This is a genomic window from Mesorhizobium ventifaucium (genome assembly GCF_935822925.1).
GTDB classification, from domain to species: domain Bacteria; phylum Pseudomonadota; class Alphaproteobacteria; order Rhizobiales; family Rhizobiaceae; genus Mesorhizobium; species Mesorhizobium ventifaucium.
Window position 1 is genome coordinate 123,166 of sequence record NZ_CAKXZS010000005.1, and the last position, 17,469, is coordinate 140,634.

Below are 17,469 nucleotides of genomic sequence, written 5' to 3' on the forward strand. Positions count from 1 at the left end.
ATGTTTTGAGGGTGAAATTCCCGGGGTCTTACAGGCGGGTGTTACAGGCGGTTGCCGGTTGCAGCGTCGAACAGCGAAGCGCGCATCGGGTCAAAACCGATGCTCACGCTGTCGGCGTTGTTTGGCGTGCGCTCGGATGTCACCCGCACGGTGAAATTCTGATTTCCGAGCTTCAGCCAGACCAGTGTGTCGGAACCCATGGGCTCGACGACCACGACATTTGCCGTGGCTGTGAACGGCCATCCGGAGCCGCTGTTGAACGCGACATGCTCGGGCCGGATACCGAACACCGCCGCTCCCGGCACGGGCTCCTTTTCAAAAGCGTAGGTGGCAAGCGGGATCCGCACATCCTCGACGGCGAAGTGCCAGTTGCCATCATTTTTCTCCAGCCGGCCGTCGAGGAAATTCATCGCCGGCGAGCCGAGGAAGCCGGCGACGAAACGGTTGACCGGGCGATTGTAGATCTTCTGCGGTGCGTCGAGCTGCTGGATGACGCCGCCCTTCATCACCGCGATGCGGTCGGCCAGCGTCATCGCCTCGATCTGGTCGTGGGTGACATAGATCATCGTGTTCTGCAGCTTGCTGTGCAGCAGCTTGATTTCGACACGCAGCTCGGCGCGCAGCTTGGCGTCGAGATTGGAAAGCGGCTCGTCGAACAGGAAGACGTCGACGTCGCGCACCAGCGCCCGCCCGATCGCCACACGCTGGCGCTGTCCGCCCGACAGCGCCGAAGGCTTGCGCTGCAGCAATGGCTCGATCTGCAGGATTTCGGCGGCCCTTGCGATGCGCTTGGCGATCTCGTCCCTGGGGATACCGGCAACGCGCAGCCCGAAGGACAGATTCTTCTCCACCGTCATCTGCGGGTAGAGCGCATAGGACTGGAACACCATGCCGATGCCACGGTCCTTGGGCTCCTCCCAGGTGACGTTCTTGCCCTTGATGAAGATACGGCCGTCCGAAACGTCGAGCAGGCCGGCGATGCAGTTGAGCAAGGTCGACTTGCCGCAGCCGGACGGCCCGAGCAGCACGATGAACTCGCCCTCGGCGACATCGATGTTGAGCGTCTCCAGCACCGAAATTGCGCCGAAATTCAGCGACAGGTCCTGGATTGAGACGCTGGGATTTTCGAGACTTGTCATCATCATCCTTTCACCGCGCCGGCGGCGATGCCACGCACGAAAAGCTTGCCGGAAACGAAGTAGACGACGAGCGGTACCAGGCCGGTCAGGATGGTGGCGGCCATGTTGACGTTGTATTCCTTCACGCCTTGCACCGAGTTGACGATGTTGTTGAGCTGCACCGTCATCGGATAGGTATCGGGGCGGGTGTAGACGACGCCGAACAGGAAGTCGTTCCAGATGCCGGTCACCTGCAGGATGATGGCGACGACGAAGATCGGCAGCGACATCGGCAGCATGATGCGGAAATAGATGCCCCAGAAGCCGGCGCCGTCGACGCGCGCCGCCCGGAACAGTTCTTCCGGCATGGAAGTGAAATAGTTGCGGAACAACAGCGTCAGGATCGGCATGCCGAAAATGGAATGGACGATCACCAGGCCGCTTAGGCTGCCGTAGAGGCCGATCTCGCGCAGGATGATGACGATCGGATAGATCATCACCTGATAGGGGATGAAGGCGCCGACGATCAGGATCACGAAGAAAGTGTCGGCGCCCTTGAAGCGCCAGTTGGCAAGCGCGTAGCCGTTCACCGAAGCGATGGCGATCGACAGGATAACCGACGGAACGGTGATGCGCACCGAATTCCAGAAGCCGCGCGAGAGCCCGTCGCAGTTGAGGCCGGTGCAGGCGCTGGACCAAGCCTTTACCCAAGGCTCGAAGGTGATCTCGAGCGGCGGCGAGAAGATGTTGCCGAGGCGTATCTCCGGCATGCCCTTGAGCGATGTCACCACCATCACGTAGAGCGGCAGCAGATAATACAGCGCCACCACGATGAGCGTGCCATAGAGGAAGATGTTGCGACGCGAGAACACATGCCGCGGCTTCGGCCCTCGCGGCCCGGATGCCTCAAGCCCGATAGAGCCCGTACCGGCTGGCAGGGAAACGGCAAGGTCAGCCACGCTTCTTGCCTCCGAATTCGAGATAGGCCCAGGGAACGATGACGACGACCACCGACAGCAGCATCATGGTCGAGGCGGCGAAGCCCTGGCCGAGGTTCTGGGCGAAGAACATGTAGTCATAGACATATTTGGCCGGCACTTCGGAGGCGATGCCCGGACCGCCGCTGGTCTGGGCGACGACCAGGTCATAGACCTTGACGATGCCGGCGGCGATGATGACCAGCGCGGTGATGAAGACCGGCCGCATCATCGGGATGATGATGAAGAGATAGGTCTTCAGGGTGGGTATCCCATCGACCCGGGCGGCCTTCCAGATATCCTCGTCGATGCCGCGCAGGCCCGCCAGCATCAGGCACATGATCAGCCCGGTGCCTTGCCAGAGCGCGGCGATCAAGATGCCGTAGATGACGATGTCGGAATTGTAGAGCGGATCGAAGCTGAAGCTTTCCCAGCCGAGGCCGCGCACCACCCCCTGGATTCCGAACTCCGGGTTGAGCAGCCACTGCCAGACCAGGCCGGTGACGATGAAGGAGAGCGCGAATGGGTAGAGGAAGATGGTGCGGAACGTGTCCTCGAAGCGGATCTTCTGGTCGAGCAGCGCCGCCAGTATGAAGCCGATGACGAGAGAGAACACCAGCGACAGCACGCCGTAGACCAGCAGGTTCTCGATCGAGACCAGCCAGCGCGGCGTCGACCACAGCCGATAATACTGGTCGAGCCCGACGAAGTTCAGCCGCGGCAGCAGTTTTGAATTGGTGAAGGAATAGAGCACCGTCCACGCGCTGCCGCCGACGAAGATCACCAGTGCGGTGAGGACCATCGGAATAGAGGCGACCTTGGCGTTAAGGTTGCGGAAGAGTTGGTTGGGGCGTTCGCTCTTGCTCATCTGCACAGCCGGGCTGGATCGGGTAAGGCCGAAGGGTCAAGACTTGACCCGGAGCTCCCGGCCCCGCGGTCGCGGGCCGGGAGCGAGCGGTTCGTCGATCGTCAGTCCGCTGAGGCGACGATGTCGGCGAAGCGCTTTTGCGCCTCTTCCACGGTCATGTCCGGCTTGGCGAAGAACTCGGAGAAAAGGTCCTCCTTCTGCTTTTGGGTGTCCTGCGACAGCAGCTGGTCGGTCCAGGGCATGACGCTGCCCTTGGCCAGGATGTCGAGCCCTTTCTTCATGCAGTCGTTCGCCGCCTTGAGGTCGATATCGCCGCGCACCGGCAGCGAGCCCTTCTTGAGGTTGAAGGCGACCTGCGTCTTGGGATCGAGCAGCGTTTCGGCCAGCGCTTCCTGCGCCTTGGACTTTTCAGCGTCCTGCAGCAGCGGGAAGTAGAAGGCATCGCCGCCAGTGGCGATGACCTCGTTCAGACCAAGGCCGGGAAGGCACGTATAGTCCTTGCCGGCGATCTGCCCGGCAACCCTAAACTCGCCCTGCGCCCAATCGCCCATGATCTGGCCGCCGGCCTTGCCGGAGATGACGAGATTGGTGGCCTGGTTCCAGTCCTGCACATTGGTGTTTTTCGCCATCTTGCGGGCATCGTCCGCGGCCTTGAACACCTTGGCGACCTCGGGCCCGGCGGCGAATTCGGCATCCTTGTCGCGATAGACCTTCAAGAAAGCGTCCGTACCACCGACCGCCGTAAGCAGCACGTCAAAGGCGCCCGAGGATTGCCAGGGCTGCCCGCCGACCGCGAGCGGTATGATGCCTGCCTTCTCCAGCGCCGGGGCTGCCGCGACATATTCATTCCAATTCTTCGGCACCGGCACACCGGCCTTTTCGAAGGCCGCGTTCGACAGCCACAGCCACTGCCAGGAGTGGATGTTGACCGGCACGCAATAGATCTTGCCGTCGAGGGTACAGCCGTCGAGCAGGCTCTTCGGCTGCACGATTTCCGTCCACTTGTCCCTGGTGGCGAGCTCGGTCAAATCGCGCATCAGACCGGCCTGCACCAATTCTTCCGCTTGCCTTCCGTGGTTGAACTGGGTGGCGCCCATAGGGTCGCCGCCAGTGATGCGGCTGATCATGATCGGCCGCGCCGTGCCGCCGGAGCCGGCGATGGCGCCGTCGACCCAACGGTTGCCTGTCGCGTCGAACGCCTTGGCGAATTCGGCGACCGCCGCCGCCTCGCCGCCCGAAGTCCACCAATGGGTGACTTCCAGATCCGTCGCTGCCGCCGGGGCGGCGAGCGCGGCTGTCACCGCCAACGCAGCGGTCATCAATTGGTATCGCATTTCGGCTCCTCCCAGAATCTGAAACGTTACAGATTTTCGATACGGCAATTGTTGGAAGCGCGCAACCCCTGAACTGGAGCAGTCAGGCATTTTTTCGAGCCGCGAACAAACTCGCCGCGCAATGTCCGCCCACTGCGCCGCAGCAAGACAGGTCGCATTGCAAAAATGAAGCTGCAATGGGTGAAATTCGGCAAAACCTTGCGCCACGGGCAAGTCCTTGCCGCCGCACACCGAACTTTGTATCGAACGGAGCGCCACTCATCCAAGGCTTAGCTTTACTGGCCGCCGCGCGATGGCAAGTGACAATCTGTAACGTTTCAGTATATAGGGTGTTCATCACCGATTGCCTACCTGCACGGCAACTGCTATGCGCCTGACGGGCGGGATGAATGGACAGAGATCAGACGGAAAAGGACGACGAGGCGTCGGGACTGGGCCGGCCGACATTGAAGACGCTTGCCTTCATGACTGGCCTCGGCGTCACCACAGTGTCGCGGGCGTTGAAGGACGCGCCCGAGATCGGCGCCGAGACCAGGCGGCGCGTCCAGCTCGTCGCCAAGCAGATCGGCTACCGCCCCAACCGCGCCGGTGTGCGGCTGCGGACCGGCAAGACCAACGTCATCAGCCTCGTGCTCAACACCGAGCGCGAGATCATGAGCTTTGTCTCGGACATCATCTACGGCGTCTCGGAAGTCATTGCCGACACACCCTACCACCTGATCGTCACGCCCTATTCACGCTCGCAGGATCCTTTGGATCCGATACGTTATCTGGTGGAGACCGGCTCCGCCGACGGCGTCATCATTTCGCGCACCCAGCCGAACGACCCCAGGGCCCGTTACATGCTCGAGCGTGGCATCCCCTTCGCCACGCATGGCCGCACCGACATGGGGCTGATCCACCCCTATCATGATTTCGACAATTACGCGTTCGCCACAGAGGCTGTGCGCCACCTGGCCGGCATCGGCCGCCGCAGGCTGGCTTTGCTGGCGCCTCCAGTCGAGCTGACCTACCACAGCCATACGCTGAACGGCTTCACCGATGCGCTGAGCGAGGTCGGCGCCAGCGAGATCCCGTTCAACACCGTTTCGGTCGACCATTCGATCGAGCAGATCAGGATGAGGACCGCGCAGCTGATGCGCCGCGACGTCAGGCCTGACGGTTTCGTCAGCAGTGCCGCTGCCGCGACACTCGCCATCGTCGCCGGCATCGAGGACGCCGGCCTCAAGCTCGGCCGTGACGTCGACGTGGTGTCCAAGCAGTCGTCCGACCTGCTGCACCTGTTCCGCAGGGAACTGCTGGTCGTCAACGAGAACTTCCGGCTGGCCGGCGCCGAGCTCGCCCGCTCGGTGCTGGGCTGGATCGGCGGCGCAACACCTGGCTCCTTGCAGAGCCTGAGCAAGCCGACCGGGGTTCTGGCCTATCGCCGTCCCGACTAGAGCGGATACGTTCAAATTGAACTGGCATCCCTCTCCATCTCTTTGTCGTAGCCGCATTTCTGCGGCGCCAAGTGATTCCACTTGGCTGCAAAATGCGTGCTGCTGACTGGCAGCCTTGGGCCGACAGCAGACCGACAGCTTTGGGTCCGGGATCTTAAATAGCGGACCCTCAGCTCGGTGCGAATATTGTCGTGACGTGATCCGATCCGGTCGTTCCGGGATGGGTAAGCTCGGCCGTCCAGAAGCAGCTCGAAGCCGCCACTGACAGTCGCCGAAATAAGGCGTATGAATGCTTATCGCTGGCTAGCGCGCCCTAGCTCACAAGCCTTCGGGCGCGCCGACAAGATGTCACCCTCTGCCGGATTTCTTTGCTCGATTCCGGTCCAGGCTCATTTTCGCGGTTCGGAGAGCGTTCTGATGCAGATCATCCAAAGCCGCCGCCGCTTTCTGGCCGGCCTCTCGGCAGCCGGTGCTGTCGGCCTCGTCGGCGCCGCGACCCCGGCCAGCGCCGAGCCGCCGCCCGAGACCAGCCGGATTCGTCTGAGCAGACCTTCGGCATCTGCCTCGCACCGCAATTTGTCGCGGAGGATCTGCTGTATGCCGAGGGTTTCACGCATGTGGATTATGTCGAGACCCAGCCTGGCACTGTGATGGCGACAGACACGGCGAGCGGCAAGATCGATTTTGGCCTGAACTTCATCGCGCCCACGATTGTCGCCGTCGATCAGGGGCACAGGCTGACATTGATGGGCGGCGTTCATCCGGGCTGTTTCGAGCTGTTCGTCCAGCCAGGCATCGACAGCATCCTCCAACTCAGGGGCAGGAAAGTCGGTGTCCAGGCACTCGGATCCAGTCCGCATCTATTCATCGTCAGCATAGCGGCCCATGTCGGGCTGGACCCGGTGCGCGACATCGTTTGGGTGAGCGATCCCGACGTGAAGCCGAAGGAATTATTCCTGCGTGGCGATGTCGATGCCTTTCTCGGCTTTCCGCCGGAGCCGCAGGAGCTGCGCGCCAAGGGGGCTGGCCGCGTCCTCCTCAACAGTGCGCTCGATCGGCCGTGGTCGCAGTATTTCTGCTGCCTGCTGGCCGGCAATCCCGGCTTCGTCGCCGCCAATCCCGTCGCGTCGAAGCGGGTGATGCGTGCCATTCTCAAGGCAGCCGATCTGTGCGTGGCCGACCCCGCCATGGTCGCGCGCCGTCTCGTCGAGGGAAAATTCACCGCTAATTATGACTATGCGCTCCAAGCCCTTGGCGAGGTCCCCTACAAGCGGTGGCGGGACTATGACGCGGAAGACACGGTGCGCTTCTATGCACTGCGCCTGCGCGAGGCCGGCGCTATCACCGCGAGTCCCCAGGAGATCATCGCCAAGGCCACGGATTGGCGCTTCCTCAATGAGCTCAAGCGCGAGTTGAAGACATGAATATGTGGCCGGCACGCGTCTTGTTATTGGCGCTGCTCGTTGCTTGGCCGGCGCATTCACATGACGCGGCGCACGACGAACGGTTGCTGATGATTGCGCCAGCGCCCAATCGCATTCTTGTCGATCGCCGGCCTTCTGATCGCGTTTGGGGCCGTCAGCCTGCAGGTGCTGAGCGGGGTCAATAATCAACAAATGAGCTGACCAGGCTGTAGCGCAAGATCGCAGCTTATCGCCAAGGTTCAGCACGACACGACAAACCAGCTCAACAGCATCTCCACCGCCCTGTTGCTTCAGGACGACCGGATGCTGGATGCGGCCCTCCGCCAGCTCAGCCGGTTTGGGTACGACCTTGACCGTATGGAGTTCGTCCCTACGGAAGATGCGGAACTACTCGGGCAAGTCCGACAGGACTACGACCGGTTAACAGACGAAGTGACGCATGTGGTAGACCTTGTCCGCGCGGTACATACGGACGAGGCGCGCAGACGCAAATGGCCCAGATCGTCCCATTGGCCGACCGACTTGAGCGTAAGATCGAAACGCGTCTTCCCAGATGGCGGTTGGAGAGTTTGCGCAACAGGTCATCGTCGCAAATCGTGACGAGCTTGGAGTGCTTGCCAGCAATGTCAACCAGACGTCCGAGCAGCTGGGGCTACTCTATCAAGAGGTGGAGGCACGCACGGCCGAGCTTGCACGCTCGGTCGGCGAACTGGAAGCGCTCGGCGAGCTCAGCAAAGCGGTCAATTCGACGCTCGATCTCGACACGGTGCTGCGGACGATCGTAGCGAAGGCGGTGCAACTATCGGACACGGATGCGGGCACTATTTACGTGTTCAGTGGCACGAGGCAACAATTGCGCCTGGGCGCGACTTTTGGGATGAGTGATGAGCTAATTGCCGCGATTTTCGACCAGGCCATCGGGCTGAACGACCTGGGGATCGGCGATGCCGCATGGCGCCGCGCACCTGTCCAAGTACCCGATCTCAGCGAAGGAACACCCTCTGCCGTTCAGAAGATCGTCCTCGGCGCCGGATATCGCGGCGTCTTGTAGTCCCACTGCTCAGGCCGAACAAGATCGTAGGCGCGCTTGTCGTCACGCGCCGTAAGCCAGGAGAATTCGACGAACGAGTCGTCCACCTGATGGAAACCTTTGCGGCCCAATCGGTACTTGCTATTCAAAACGCGAAGCTGTTCCGCGAGGTTGAGGAAAAACGCCGAGAACTGGAGGCAGCCAGTCGCCACAAGTCCCAGTTCCTCGCCAACATTAGTCACGAGCTCAGGACGCCGCACAATTCAGTACTCGGCTTCACCGAACTGTTGGTCGTTGGGATTTACGGCGAGCTCCCGGACAAGGCAAAGACGACGGTGGCGCGCGTGCAAGCAAACGGCCGACATCTCTTGGGACTCAACGTCGATGACTCGGTCCGGCCGCGCGGTAAACTCGAGGTGGCATTCGCAACCGCGCAAACGGTCTCCTGGCCGCGAGGCGGTGGCAGGATGTTTGGCGGAGTAAGTTTTGCGCTCGCAACTAACGCGAATTGGGCGTATCGTGGCATATCGTCGGTTGCTAATGCATGGGCCGACGACTGAGAGCGCAAGACTCCCGCATCAGACTGGGCGCGCTCGAATCCACAGCTACTCGTCGCGCTCACGAGACCATCTGCCTCTGCCGAAACCTCTTTTGCTCGGTTCCGGCCGCAATCGATTTTTGCAATTCGGAGGAGCGTTCCGATGCAGATCATTCAGAACCGCCGCCAATTTCTGGGCGGCCTGACGGCGGCCGGTGGTGCGGGGCTATTCAAGGTTGGACCATCCAATGCCACAGGGAAGCCGGCCCCGGAGACGACAACCGTCCGCCTCGGTCGGTGGGTCGGTGGCGCCTACTGCTGGGCGTCCCTGTATCTCGCGGGAGAACTGCTCCGCGCCGACGGCCTGACCGATGTCCGCTACGTGGAAGGCGACACCAAGGTCGACAACACCGAGTGGCTCGCCGGCGGTGTGACGGATTTCGATTTCAACATGCCGTCGATGCATATCCGGTCTATCGATGCAGGAGCGCGCATCAAGATATTGACCGGCGTGCACACGGGTTGCTGGGAGTTGCGGGCCGATAACAGTGTCAATGGCATTGCCGACCTGAAGGGAAAGCGGGTGGGGATTTGGGCCCTCGACGACCATCCGCACGTATTTCTCACGCTGATCGTCAACTATGTCGGGCTCGATCCCGATCACGACATCGAATGGGTGGTAGGCTCCCCGATGCAGGACTTCATCGATGGCAAGGTCGATGCGTTCCTCGCCGGCACCAGCGAGTTCCCGAAGATTCGTTCAGAGAAAATAGGCCACACGATTGTCAGCAACCTGATCGACCGTCCGTGGTCGCAGTACTTCTGCTGCATGGTCGCAGGCAGCGTCGACTACGTGGAAAAATACCCGGTCGCGACCAAGCGTGTGCTCCGAGCCATCCTCAAGTCCGCAGATTTCTGCGCGTCGGACCCGATGTCGGCGGCACACGAGCTGGTCGATCGAGGCTTCCTGCCCAGCTACGACGAAGCCCTGCTGACGCTGCAGGAGACCCAACACGACAAGTGGCGGGACTACGATGCCGAGGACTCGGTGCGCTTCTATGCGCTCCGTATGCAGGAGACGGGCATGATCAAGTCGAGCCCGCAACAGATCCTCGCCAACGGCGCGGATTTCCGTTTCCTCGACGAGCTGAAGCAGGAGTTGAAGATGTGAGCAGACGGGGCCACGCATTTCTTTTTCGATGGGAGGGGAGAACCCCATGAAGATCATTCAAAATCGCCGCACTTTTCTAACAGGCCTGTCGGCGGCGGGCAGCGCGGGGCTGTTCAAGGTTCCATCTATTGCCGCAGGGGAGCCACCACCGGAGACGACCACCATTCGCCTCCCCATGCCGAGTGCCGCCTGCCTCGCGCCCCTATCATTGGCCGAGGAACTGCTTCACGAGGAGGGTTTCACCGACGTTCGATATGTGCCTTCGTCCATGACTGCCGCGGCCATGGTGCCAGACGGTGTAGTCGATTTAGACATGCAATCTTGGTCCGATTACTTGCCCCTAGTGGATGCCGGGAGACCATTAACGGTGCTTGCCGGCATTCAGGTGGGATGCATGGAACTACGTGCCAACGACAGCATCCGTAGTGTCGCGGATCTGCGTGGCAAGAGAGTTGGCGTAAACGCGATAGGCGCTACCGATCATATGTTGGTGAGCATGATGGCTGCCTATGTCGGACTTAAACCCGCCTCCGACATCAACTGGGTCGTGAACCCGACAGCGACTCAAGCCGAGCTCTTCACCTCCGGCGAGGTCGATGCATTCATTGGCTTTCCGCCCGAGCCCAAAAAGCCGTGCCCGCGGGACGTCGGGCACGTCATCGTCAACATCACCAATGATCGCCCGTGGTCTAACTATTTCTGCTGCATGGCTGTCGCCAATACCGATTTCATCCGCAGCAATCCGTTGGCAACAAAGCGCGCCTTGCGTGCTCTCCTCAAGGCGACCGATATTTGTCACCAGCAACCTGAACGGGCGGCGCAATGGATGGCAGATGTGGGTTTCTCTCACGAGTGCGCCATGATGACCATGAAGGACACCCGCTATGACCTTTGGCGCGAGTACGACCCCGAAGACACTGTCCGCTTCTTTGCGCTTCGGCTGAACGAATTGGGAATGATCAAGAAGACCCCGAACGAGGTCATCTCCGGATTCACCGATTGGCATTTCTTTCGGGAGATCAAGCGCGAGTTGAAGATGTGAGAGCGTGGCCCGCACGCTTTCTGCTATTTGCGCTGATGGCCGGGCCGGCGCATGCCCACGAGGAGCCGCACGACCAGCGTCTGCCGACGATTGGGCCGGCGCCCGACTTTACCCTGACCTCACAGGATGGGGCGCGCGTGTCGCTCCACGACTTTCGCGCAAGGTGGTCGCCGTCACTTTCATCTATGCTTCCTGCACTGATATCTGCCCGATGCTGACCGCCAACATGGCGCATGTGCAGGACAAGCTAGGTTCTGCGTTCGGGCCCAGGGTTGCCTTCGTTTCGATCACCGTCGATCCGGAGCACGATACTCCCGAAGTGCTGAAGCAATATGCACAGGACTTCGGCGCTGATCTGGACGGTTGGGCGTTTCTTACCGGCGATCCGACGATCATCCGTGAGGTCGGACGCAAGTACGGCATCTTCGCGAGGAAGGTGGCGGAGGGAGACGTCGATCACACATTCCTGACGTCGCTCATAGACTCGATTGGCACCTTGCGCGTACAGTATCTCGGCGTCCGGTTCGACTTGGAGGAGTTCCGGGGTGACCTTCTCAGCCTCTTGGACGAATCCAAATAACATCACAAACCGGCTGGTGGGCTGGGTTGCGCGGCTGCCGGCCCGCGTCCAGACCAAGCTGCTGATCGCGTTTCTGTCGATCGTCGGCCTGCTGATCGTGCTCGGGGCCGTCGGGTTGCAGGTGCTGAGTGGGGTGAACGATCAGACCAACGAGCTGATCAAGCTGCAGCGCAGAATCGCGGCCTACCGCCAGGTACAGCACGATACGACCACGCAGCTCTACGGCATCTCCACCGCCCTGTTGCTTCAGGACGACCGGATGCTGGATGCGGCGCTGCGCCAGCTCAATCAGTTCGGCTACGACCTCGACCGCATGGAGTTTGTCGCCAAAGCCGAGGTGGAAGTGCTTGGCCAGGTCAGGCAAGAGTACGAACGGCTGACGGCCGGGGTGACGCACGTGGCAGAGCTCGTCCGCGCCGGCCGCCCTGAGGAGGCGCGCAAGGTTCAGCTTGATGAAATCATACCGTCGGCTGATAGCCTAGAGCGGCTGACAAACCAGCTGGTCAACATGGCCGAAGCCGACATGGTGGCGGCAATCGAAACGACCGAGGGGGCGTACGGGACCTCCCGACTGATCGTGGTCTCGTTTGCGGTGGGCAGTATCCTGCTGGCGTTGGGGCTCGGCTACATTATCTCCTGGTCGTTGATCGAACCGGTCAAGAAGATCGAGACGCGTCTCAGCCAGATAGCGGCCGGCGACTTCGCCCAACAGGTTGCCGTCGCCAATCGCGACGAACTTGGAGTACTCGCCGCTAACGTCAACCAGACCTCCGACCAGCTGGGGCGCCTGTATCAGGAGATTGAGACGCGCACCCAGCAGCTCGACGAAGCCCTTCAGCAGCAGACAGCCACCGCAGACGTTCTGAAGGTCATCAGTCGCTCTACCTTCGATCTGCAGGTCGTGCTCGATACGTTGGTGGCATCGGCTGTCAGGCTCTGCCGTGCCGACAAGGGTGGTATCGTGCAGTTGCTGGATGGCGTATTCCGCTATGTGTCGACGCATGGCTACCCGCCCAGTTTCCGTGCTTATGTCGACGCCAATCCACTTCCAGCGCTTGCCGCAGGCCGAGGCTCCGCCGTAGGGCGCGTAATCGAAGAACGGCGGATCGTGCAAATCGAAGACGTGACCGCTGATCCGGACTACCGCGTTGCCTTGATCGCTGAGGCAGGCGGATTCCGCACCGTCCTCGCTGCCCCGCTGTTGCGGGAAGGTGATCTCGTTGGCGTATTCGTCATGACGAGGGTTGAGCCGCAACCTTTCAATCCCAAGGAGATCGCGCTCGTCGAGACATTCGCCGACCAGGCGGTGATCGCCATCGAGAATGCGCGGCTCTTCGAGGCGGTGCAGTCACGGACGCGCGAGCTCGCCGCGTCTGTTGGTGAGCTCGAGGCGCTTGGTGAGGTGAGCAAGGCGGTCAATTCGACGCTGGATCTCGACACGGTGCTGAAAACGATCGTCGCCAAAGCGGTCCAGTTGTCGGAGACGGATGCTGGCACCATCTACGTGTTCAGCAGCACGCGGCAGCAATTCCGTCCGCGCGCAAACTTCGGTATGAGCGATGAGCTTGTCGCCGCAGTCTCACACCAGACGATCGGGCTGGCCGACATGGGGATCGGCGACGCACCCGGGCGCTGCATGCCGGTGCAGTTTCCCGACCTCAGCGAGGAGGCCTCATCCTTCCTTGTAAGAAAGACGATCGTCGAAGCCGGATATCGCGGTATCCTGATCGTTCCGCTGCTGAGGCCCAACAAGATCGTCGGTGCACTGGTCGTCAGGCGCTACAAGCCAGGTGCCTTCCATGAGCAAGTTGTCCACCTGCTGGAGACCTTCGCAGCCCAATCGGTGCTCGCGATCCAGAATGCCAAGCTGTTCCGTGAGATCGAGGAGAAAGGCCGGGAGCTGGAGGCAGCCAGCCGCCACAAGTCCCAGTTCCTTGCCAATATGAGCCACGAGCTCAGGACGCCGCTCAATTCGGTTCTGGGCTTCACCGAACTGTTGGTCGACGGAATCTACGGCGAGCTTCCGGAGAAGGCAAAGACGACCGTTGCGCGCGTGCAGGCAAACGGCCGTCACCTCCTCGGGCTCATCAATGACGTGCTCGACCTTTCAAAGATCGAAGCCGGCCAGCTCACTCTGACGCTTGAGGACTATTCCATCGGGCAAGTGGTGCGATCGACCGTTGCGGCCGTAGAGCCGCTGGCGCGAGCAAAAGGTCTCAATCTCGCTGCGACAGTCGGCGAGAACCTTCCAATTGGCCGCGGAGACGAACGCCGCCTGGCCCAGGTCCTGCTCAATCTCGCAGGCAATGCGGTCAAGTTCACCGAGACGGGCGCAGTCGACATTCTTGCCAGTGCAGTCAATGGTCACTTCGAGATCACCGTGCGGGACACCGGTCCCGGCATCGCGTCCACGGACCAGGCTCTCATCTTCGAAGAATTCCAGCAGGTCGACAGCAGCAGCACCAGGCAAAAGGGTGGCACGGGGCTGGGCCTGGCGATCTCGAAGCGCATAGTCGAAATGCATGGTGGAACCATAGACGTCGAGTCCGTGATCGGGTCAGGGTCGACATTCCGCCTGAAGGTACCAATCCGCGTGAATGAGGACGTGAGGGCCGCATGAGCAAACGAATCCTGATGGTGGAAGACACCGAGGACAACCGCCAGATCATCCGCGATCTCATCGCCACTACCGATTACGAACTGATCGAAGCGGCGGACGGTGCCGCCGGCATCGCTGCGGCCAGAGCGCACATGCCGGACCTGATCCTTATGGACATTCAGCTTCCGGTGATCGACGGGTATGAAGCTGCCCGCCGCATCAAGGCTGACCCGGTGCTCCGGCACATCCCGATCATCGCCGTCACCTCTTACGCGTTGTCGGGCGACGAGGCGAAAGCCCTTGCTGCAGGGTGCGATGGCTACATCGCCAAGCCATTCAGTCCGCGCCAGCTGCTTTCCGAGATCCGCGGGTTCCTTTCCTGAGGGAGGCAGCACCGTGCACGATCCGCCTCGAATTCTCGCGGTCGACGATACGCCGGAGAACCTTGAGATCCTGCGCATGCGTCTCGAAGCGAACGGCTACGAAGTGGCGACCGCCGCCGATGGTGAAGAGGGACTTGCGAAAGCCCGCGACCTCAAGCCGGATCTGATTCTGCTCGACATCATGATGCCGAAGCTCGACGGCATCGCTGTGGTGCGGATACTCAAGCAAGACGACTCGCTGCGATCGATCCCGGTTATCCTTGTCACCGCCAAAGCCGATACGCGCGACGTGGTCGAGGGGCTGGATGCCGGTGGCGACGATTATCTGACGAAGCCCTTCGAGCACCAGGCGCTGCTCGCGCGGGTGCGCTCGATGCTGCGCCAGAAGGCGCTTCACGACACTGTCGCGAGCCAAGCCAAACGCCTTGAGGACCAAGCCGCGCAACTTTCCGACTGGAATCGCTCGCTCGAGCAAACCGTGGCTGAGCAGGTGACGGAGCTCGAGCGAATGGCGCGGCTTAGGCGATTCCTGCCCGAACAAGTCGCCGACCTTATCGTTGCGGCGGGCAATGGAGATGCGCTCTTGCAAAGCCACCGTCGCGAGGTGACCGTTGTCTTTTGCGATTTGCGCGGCTTTACAGCGTTCGCGGAGACCGCCGAACCCGAAGAAGTCATGACAGTTCTTGCCGAGTATCATTCCTGTCTTGGTGAACAAATTGTCCGCCACGAGGGGACTCTCGAGCGGTTCGTGGGCGACGGTATCGTCGTGGTTTTCAACGATCCACTCCCATGCGCCGACCACAGCGAGAGAGCTGTCTCAATGGCTGCCGCGATGCGCGACGCGATTGACGGGCACTCAGAGCGATGGCGCAAGCGGGACTATTTGCTTGGCTTTGGGATCGGCATTGCCAGGGGCCACGCAACCATCGGGCGCATCGGTTTTGATCGGCGCTCGGACTATGCGGTCATTGGCACCGTGTCGAACCATGCCGCCCGATTGTGCGAGGCCGCCAAGTCCCGCCAGATTCTCGTCAGCCAACGGGTCCTCGGCGCTGTCGAGTCGCTGGTCGAATCCGTTCTTCTTGGCGATCTGACGCTGAAGGGTTTTCGCCGCCCAATGCCTGCCTATGAAATCGTGCGGTGGTTCGGTCGGCCAGGCTAGCTTTAGACGCACTCCGGTCTCTTCCGGACGATACGACCCGTCGAACCGTCGGCACAAAGCATCCCAGCCACGACCGATCTCGAAACCGCCCGCAACGGGGAGAAAGTATGCGTTCTGCCAGTAGCAACCCGATGGCAGCCTTATGAGTCCATCCTGCGCATCAGCGACCTGACTCACGGCCCAGAGAATGCAGTACTCCGTACTTCAGCGGTCGAGTGCCCGTCAGACTGCTTTCGGGCGAATAGCCGATGACCATGAATGGCTAATCTGCGACCTAACCTGCCGCTCCGCTCCCCCAAGGGCCATGGAACGCGCCCGACCCGTCGATGCGTTCGAAGCCGTGCGCGCCGAAGAAATCGCGTTGCGCCTGGATCAGGTTCGAGGTGCCGCGGCCCTGGCGGTAGCTGTCGAAATAAGCAAGCGCCGACGACAGCGCCGGCACCGGCGAGCCGGCTTCCGATGCCCTTGCCACGATGCGCCGCAGCGATGGATGCGCTTCCTGCATCATCGCGATGAAGGCCGGTGCCATCAAAAGATTGGTGGCCGCCCCGCCGGTGCCGAAGGCTTCCGCCATCGTGTCCAGCAATTGCGAGCGGATGATGCAGCCGGCCCGCCAGATCTTGGCGATGGTCGGCATTGGCAGGTTCCAGTTGAACTCCTTCGACGCGCCGCTCATCACCGCGAAGCCTTGCGCATAGGCTGATATCTTGCCGGCGAACAGCGCCAGCTCGAGATCGCTAAGAAGCGCGTCCTTGTCTCCGGAAATGGTCGTCACGCCATCATTGCCATAGGCCTTTTCAGCGGCCAGGCGCTCGTCCTTGATCGACGACAGGACGCGCGCCGCCACCGCGGCCTCGATCGCGGTGGCCGGAATGCCGAGCTGCTGCGCCTCGATGACCGACCATTTGCCCGTGCCCTTCTGGCCGGCGCGGTCGAGGATGATATCGACCACCGGCTTGTCTGTCTTCGGGTCGTCGGCGGCCAGCACCTTGGCGGTGATCTCGATCAGATACGAGTTGAGCCGGCCCTTGTTCCAGCCGGCAAACACCTGTGCGATCTGCTTCGGCCCCATACCGAGCCCGTCGCGCAAAATGCCGTAGATCTCGGCGATCATCTGCATGTCGGCATATTCGATGCCGTTATGGATGGTCTTGACGAAATGCCCCGCGCCATCGGTGCCAAGCCATGCCGCACAGGGCTCATCCCTGAACTTGGCCGAAATGGCGGTCAGCACCTTTTCGACACGTTTCCAGGACTGTTCCGTGCCGCCGACCATGATCGACGGTCCATGGCGCGCGCCCTCCTCGCCGCCGGACACGCCCATGCCGATGAAGGTGAGCCCCGAATCGGAAAGCTCGGAGAAGCGCCGCATCGTGTCGCGGAAATTGGCGTTGCCGGCATCGATGACGATGTCGTTGGCCGACAACACGCCGCGCAGTGCCGCGATCTGCTCGTCGACCGGCTTGCCGGCCAGCACCATGATGATGATCGGCCGCGGCGGCCGGATGGCGGCGGCGAGTTCCTCCAGGCTGTAGCAGGGCACGACCATATCCCTGAGCGCCCCGGCATTCTCGACAAAGGCGTCGGTGCGTGCCGCGGTGCGGTTGAAAACGGCTATGCGGTGCCCCTTCTCGGCGATGTTGAGTGCCAGGTTGGAGCCCATCGTGCCAAGGCCGATCAGGCCGATTTCGGCTTTGTCCATCGCTTCTTCCCTACTTTCGGATCTTTTGTTGAGGCCGCGATTTTGCGGCGATGCCCATTCTTGTCGGGATGCCATTCTTTGCCGCGATGTTTGACGGGCCTT

At 61.4% G+C, this 17,469-nt stretch carries 15 protein-coding genes and 2 pseudogenes; 12 read left to right on the forward strand and 5 right to left on the reverse strand.

Annotated features, from left to right (window positions below; translation table 11 throughout):
• Positions 1 to 41: 41 nt before the first annotated feature.
• The 4 genes from NMG70_RS05130 to NMG70_RS05145 form a co-directional block, all read right to left on the reverse strand.
• The gene (locus NMG70_RS05130; RefSeq protein ID WP_254023563.1) at positions 42 to 1,139 is read right to left on the reverse strand and encodes an ABC transporter ATP-binding protein; all 1,098 of its coding nucleotides are present in this window, start codon (positions 1,137 to 1,139) and stop codon (positions 42 to 44) included.
• Positions 1,140 to 1,141: 2 nt separating this feature from the next.
• A complete protein-coding gene (locus NMG70_RS05135; protein WP_254023525.1) occupies positions 1,142 to 2,077 on the reverse strand; it encodes a carbohydrate ABC transporter permease in 936 nt (311 codons plus the stop codon).
• Entirely contained in the window at positions 2,070 to 2,963 is an 894-nt protein-coding gene (locus NMG70_RS05140; protein ID WP_023797405.1) for a carbohydrate ABC transporter permease, read from the reverse strand. The genes NMG70_RS05135 and NMG70_RS05140 overlap by 8 nt, the downstream gene beginning before the upstream one ends.
• A 101-nt stretch (positions 2,964 to 3,064) precedes the next feature.
• A complete protein-coding gene (locus NMG70_RS05145) occupies positions 3,065 to 4,297 on the reverse strand; it encodes an ABC transporter substrate-binding protein (protein WP_254023526.1) in 1,233 nt (410 codons plus the stop codon).
• Positions 4,298 to 4,686: 389 nt separating this feature from the next.
• On the opposite strand from NMG70_RS05145, the gene NMG70_RS05150 reads away from it, so the two are divergent.
• The 12 genes and pseudogenes from NMG70_RS05150 to NMG70_RS05200 all read left to right on the forward strand — a co-directional run bounded on the left by NMG70_RS05150 (position 4,687) and on the right by NMG70_RS05200 (position 15,665).
• Entirely contained in the window at positions 4,687 to 5,736 is a 1,050-nt protein-coding gene (locus tag NMG70_RS05150; RefSeq protein WP_254023527.1) for a LacI family transcriptional regulator, read from the forward strand.
• 417 nt (positions 5,737 to 6,153) lie between these two features.
• On the forward strand, positions 6,154 to 6,387 hold the full coding sequence (locus NMG70_RS05155) for a twin-arginine translocation signal domain-containing protein (RefSeq protein ID WP_254023528.1): 234 nt from the start codon (positions 6,154 to 6,156) through the stop codon (positions 6,385 to 6,387).
• Positions 6,387 to 7,160 carry an ABC transporter substrate-binding protein gene (locus tag NMG70_RS05160; protein WP_367185498.1) on the forward strand — a complete coding sequence of 258 codons (774 nt, stop codon included), beginning with the start codon at positions 6,387 to 6,389 and terminating at the stop codon, positions 7,158 to 7,160. The genes NMG70_RS05155 and NMG70_RS05160 overlap by 1 nt, the downstream gene beginning before the upstream one ends.
• A 550-nt stretch (positions 7,161 to 7,710) precedes the next feature.
• Positions 7,711 to 8,211 (forward strand): annotated as a pseudogene (locus NMG70_RS05165) (hypothetical protein); the annotation flags it as partial.
• 23 nt (positions 8,212 to 8,234) lie between these two features.
• Positions 8,235 to 8,282, forward strand: a pseudogene (locus tag NMG70_RS32830) (hypothetical protein); the annotation flags it as partial.
• Between the two features lie 18 nt (positions 8,283 to 8,300).
• The gene (locus tag NMG70_RS05170; protein ID WP_301555126.1) at positions 8,301 to 8,750 is read left to right on the forward strand and encodes a histidine kinase dimerization/phospho-acceptor domain-containing protein; all 450 of its coding nucleotides are present in this window, start codon (positions 8,301 to 8,303) and stop codon (positions 8,748 to 8,750) included.
• 141 nt (positions 8,751 to 8,891) lie between these two features.
• Positions 8,892 to 9,899 carry an ABC transporter substrate-binding protein gene (locus tag NMG70_RS05175; protein WP_254023531.1) on the forward strand — a complete coding sequence of 336 codons (1,008 nt, stop codon included), beginning with the start codon at positions 8,892 to 8,894 and terminating at the stop codon, positions 9,897 to 9,899.
• Positions 9,900 to 9,945: 46 nt separating this feature from the next.
• Complete coding sequence (locus tag NMG70_RS05180) at positions 9,946 to 10,941, forward strand: ABC transporter substrate-binding protein (RefSeq protein WP_254023532.1); 996 nt, start codon at positions 9,946 to 9,948, stop codon at positions 10,939 to 10,941.
• Between the two features lie 163 nt (positions 10,942 to 11,104).
• Positions 11,105 to 11,521, forward strand: coding sequence for an SCO family protein (locus NMG70_RS05185; protein ID WP_301555127.1), 417 nt, complete (start codon positions 11,105 to 11,107; stop codon positions 11,519 to 11,521).
• The gene (locus tag NMG70_RS05190; protein WP_254023534.1) at positions 11,487 to 14,141 is read left to right on the forward strand and encodes a GAF domain-containing protein; all 2,655 of its coding nucleotides are present in this window, start codon (positions 11,487 to 11,489) and stop codon (positions 14,139 to 14,141) included. The genes NMG70_RS05185 and NMG70_RS05190 overlap by 35 nt, the downstream gene beginning before the upstream one ends.
• The gene (locus NMG70_RS05195; protein WP_254023535.1) at positions 14,138 to 14,503 is read left to right on the forward strand and encodes a response regulator; all 366 of its coding nucleotides are present in this window, start codon (positions 14,138 to 14,140) and stop codon (positions 14,501 to 14,503) included. Before NMG70_RS05190 ends, NMG70_RS05195 begins: the two co-directional genes overlap by 4 nt.
• 13 nt (positions 14,504 to 14,516) lie before the next feature.
• Complete coding sequence (locus NMG70_RS05200; RefSeq protein WP_254023536.1) at positions 14,517 to 15,665, forward strand: response regulator; 1,149 nt, start codon at positions 14,517 to 14,519, stop codon at positions 15,663 to 15,665.
• A gap of 274 nt (positions 15,666 to 15,939) precedes the next feature.
• Here the strand turns inward: NMG70_RS05200 and gnd are convergent, their stop codons facing one another.
• Positions 15,940 to 17,367, reverse strand: coding sequence for an NADP-dependent phosphogluconate dehydrogenase (gene gnd / locus NMG70_RS05205; RefSeq protein ID WP_254023537.1), 1,428 nt, complete (start codon positions 17,365 to 17,367; stop codon positions 15,940 to 15,942).
• Positions 17,368 to 17,469: the final 102 nt, after the last annotated feature.